At 38.7% G+C, this 3,733-nt stretch carries 4 protein-coding genes; all 4 read right to left on the bottom strand.

The window, feature by feature from the left end; genetic code table 11:
* Positions 1-406: 406 nt before the first annotated feature.
* Complete coding sequence (locus tag COJ96_RS25330; RefSeq protein WP_098576549.1) at positions 407-790, bottom strand: VOC family protein; 384 nt, start codon at positions 788-790, stop codon at positions 407-409.
* 101 nt (positions 791-891) lie between these two features.
* Positions 892-2,253 carry an MFS transporter gene (locus COJ96_RS25325; protein WP_098576548.1) on the bottom strand — a complete coding sequence of 454 codons (1,362 nt, stop codon included), beginning with the start codon at positions 2,251-2,253 and terminating at the stop codon, positions 892-894.
* Positions 2,254-2,361: 108 nt separating this feature from the next.
* Complete coding sequence (locus tag COJ96_RS25320) at positions 2,362-3,369, bottom strand: LacI family DNA-binding transcriptional regulator (protein ID WP_098576547.1); 1,008 nt, start codon at positions 3,367-3,369, stop codon at positions 2,362-2,364.
* 112 nt (positions 3,370-3,481) lie between these two features.
* Positions 3,482-3,733 (bottom strand): dihydrodipicolinate synthase family protein (locus COJ96_RS25315; RefSeq protein WP_180230258.1); only part of this gene is annotated, 252 nt, incomplete at its 5' end.

The following is a 3,733-nucleotide window of genomic DNA, read 5'->3' as shown; positions in this document are numbered from 1 at the left end:
TCCAAGGGCGGCGTGGAGCATGTACATCATATGGTAAAATATGGAGTTGTAAATCACTCCTCTATTTCCCCATGCTTTCACGAAGCCTAAAAATCTGAACTCATTTCATTTAATCGTTAACTCTATACCAACGGTAATGAAATCCTGCGAATTAGCGAGCATTCGGGAGAAAATCGTATTTAACTGAGGGAGTGGAACAAGAACAAGGAGTTGCCGTCACAACTCCTTGTTTCGCTCAAGCACCCTTTATTTTAATAAGGAACTTTTGATAAATAAAGACCATTTCGAGACACGAAGATGTCTTTTGCTGTTTATTAAAGCATACAATCTTAGACAATTAAAGGAGATACAAAAAAAGAGTCTATATAAACACTTCGACACTCCCGATGTGCCTGATAGTATCTTACTAACCACGTTCTACTAATTGTAATAATTCCCGATTTGGACCATAAAAAAAGATTGTTTTTGTTCCATCATTAGCGATGTCATAGTTCTCTGAATTAAAGGATATTCCTCTTTCTTTGTAGAACTGAATAGCCTCTTCTATATCTTCAACAGTAAAAGCTAGATGATTGACAATCCCCCAATCAGAATATAAATCTTGCGGAACAAGGTCTCTAATTAATTCAATTTCAAACCCTGGTTGTTGTTCAAGCGTTAAAAATGCTAAATCTCTACTTTTATTCTGCCTGCGAGTTCGAAGGATAAACCCAAACATGTTTGAGTAGTAAGAAATAGATTTTTCCATATCTGTCACAATCAGTGCTACATGCTCTATCTTTTTAATCACAATGACTACCTCCGGTGTATATATCTATTATTTTTATAAAATATTAAAAAACGTGTAATTCAGTCCGCCTGGTTGAATTACACGCTATTTTTTAATGTATTTTATGGCGCAATCTCTTCCAATGCCTTATTACGAGTTTCAATCATTCGCCATGCTAACACGGCACCAACGATTGCAACACCTGCAAATAGAATAAACACGGAAGCAATGCCTCCAGAACCTAACACAAACCCAAGTATAGCAGGAGCTATCGCAGATGCTAGACGTAACCAAGCTGTGGCAAATGCAGTACCGATCGCTCTCATACGGGTTGGATAAATTTCCGGTGTATATAGGTAAAGTAGAACCGTGATGGTTCCCATTGCGCCATAAGCAGTAGACCCTATATAAATTACGCTAGCCGGAGTTTTAGCACCAACAATCCAAAGTGTGGTTAGCAGCAATCCAGCCACAAGAAATGCAATTGTTGCCCATCTTTTACGACCAATCTTGTCAATAAGGAAAGCACAAGCGAATACTCCAATTACTTGTACTATATTCGTAACCGATGCCGCACGCAAAGATTCCTCTAACGGAAGATTATAAACTGTCTTGTATAGACTTGGTAACCAGTTATTGAGTCCGTTAGATACAAAATAAGCAGCAAACCATAGTGACCAAACAATTAAAGTTCTCCCACGGTAAATGGGTGAGAACAACTCTTTCCAATTACTTTTTACCACTGTTTGAGGTGCAATTGTCACAGGCATGCGTTGGTCGGTGCTTGCTTCGAGCTCTTCAATGATTCGTTCAGCTTCATCATATCGACCTTTGGAAATTAACCAACGAGGTGATTCACGGAGCGTAAAGAAAAGTAAGAAAACAATAAATCCACCTATGCCACCTATTAGGAACATCCACTTCCATCCAAAACTAGGTACTATGAAGGCTCCAATCTGTGAGGTTAACATCAATCCAAAAGGGAAAATCATCTCATAAAGCATGAAGAAACGTCCGCGTCCATGTGCACGAGAAAGCTCATTTATATAAGTCGCTGCAACAGGGACTTCACCACCAACTCCAATGCCTTGGATAAAACGGAATAATAATAAAACATGAAAATTACCTGCAAACACACAAGCGATACTCATAATGGACATCAAAAGAATGGTCCATTTCGCACTAAAAGTACGTCCGAATCGTTCTGCCAGCCAACCGAAAATTACAGCCCCAAGTGCTTGTCCGAGATATCCGACACTAATGAGGATTCCAATTTGACCAGGTGACAATTTCCATAATCCAATCAATACCGGCAAAACAAAAGCGAGGGACAGCGCATCAAATGCATCGAAAAACGTTGCACTCCCCATGATCACGCGAGGTTTGACATGCCAGCGCGAGAATGGAACACTTTCCATACGTCCAATTAGTTCTGAAGCACGACTCTCATCGTTATACACAACTTCCTTGTTCAATATTGTCATAAAATCCTCCTATTGGGGGTACTTGTAAGTGCCTTCAAAGCAAAGAAGACTGCGCCATTGCTGTATATTTCCAAAATTAATCTATAACTAGATTCCTCAATGTAGAATTTAAGATTCTCTTGGAACTGAAGTTGTTGAACGATTTATGTATTCCATTTTAAACACTACATCTTTCTTTCTAATTTGTTTTCCTTGCAGTATATCCATTAGAATGGAAGTGGCTCTTTTTCCAATACCCAGTAAATCAACGTGAACGGTTGATAAAGATGGTGTTATATAACCTGAAATAGGGACATCATCTGCACCAATTACTGATAAATCTCTGGGTACCATTAACCCTGCTTCTGTAGCAGCTTTAATCGCACCAATTGCTAAATGGTCCGATGAGCAAACTACTCCAGTAATTTTCCTGTGTTCAGTTAAAAATGAAGCCATCCCTTTCGTTGCTTTAAACACATCATATTCATCCACTGCAAAGACATTTTCATCTGAATAGTCTAATCCAAGTTCCAGTAACGTGCTTTTGTATCCATTCAAACACCTTACACTATGCATCGAGCTCATTGGTCCGTTGATAATCCCAATATTACGATGTCCTAGTTGATAAAGAGCATTTACTGCTTGTCGTATTCCATCTTCATCATCAGGACGTACACAAGGGAATGGAGATTCTTCTATATAACTACCAACTACTACAATTGGTAACCCAACACTTTCTAGCCATTCTAAGCTTAGTTCCTCATTTCGAGGTGAAAAAAGAATAACACCATCAACCGCTTGTATTTCTAATAGTCTTTTTTGCTGTAAGGAAGTAAAGGACATTAACATATTATAATCGGTTTGATCAATGCCTTTAGCGATACCTTCTATAATAGTTGAAAAAAAAGGGTTATTAAGAGTAAATGGACCCCTCGGAACCACCACTGCAATATTCCCAGTAGTTCGTTTAACTAGTCCTCTCGCACCTAGATTAGGACGATAATCGAGTTCTTCAATTACTTTACGAATTCGCTCTGCTGTATTCGCACCAACACCTGGCTTGCCGCTTAATACTCGTGAAACGGAAGCCGTTGAAACTCCTGCTATACGTGCGACATCTTTAATACTAACATTCACATTGTTTACCTCCGTGGGTCATTTAATGGATTGATATTTTATCATTATAAACTAGACCCACCTAAATGCGATAGAGTAGTGGTTACGGCTTCCGTAACCACTACCAATATCATTAATACGCTTTTACCTCATCTTTGATTAATCCCACTTTTTGTAAACCTTGGCGAATTTCCTCTACTTCTTCTTCAGATAAAGGTAAAACTGGTCGTCTAGCTAAAGAACTGCTAATTAATCCACGTTGATACATAGCTTCCTTCATACGTAAATGCGAAGTGGAAGAAGGCTCATCCATTTTATAGATAGCATGCTTTAATTCAAAGATACGATCATAGACCGCATTAGCAGCTTTTAAATCTTGATTCTT

It is taken from the genome of Bacillus sp. AFS073361 (assembly GCF_002567005.1).
GTDB lineage: Bacteria > Bacillota > Bacilli > Bacillales > Cytobacillaceae > Neobacillus.
The sequence above is the reverse complement of the archived record's forward strand: the minus strand, read 5'-3'. Positions and strand labels throughout refer to the sequence as shown.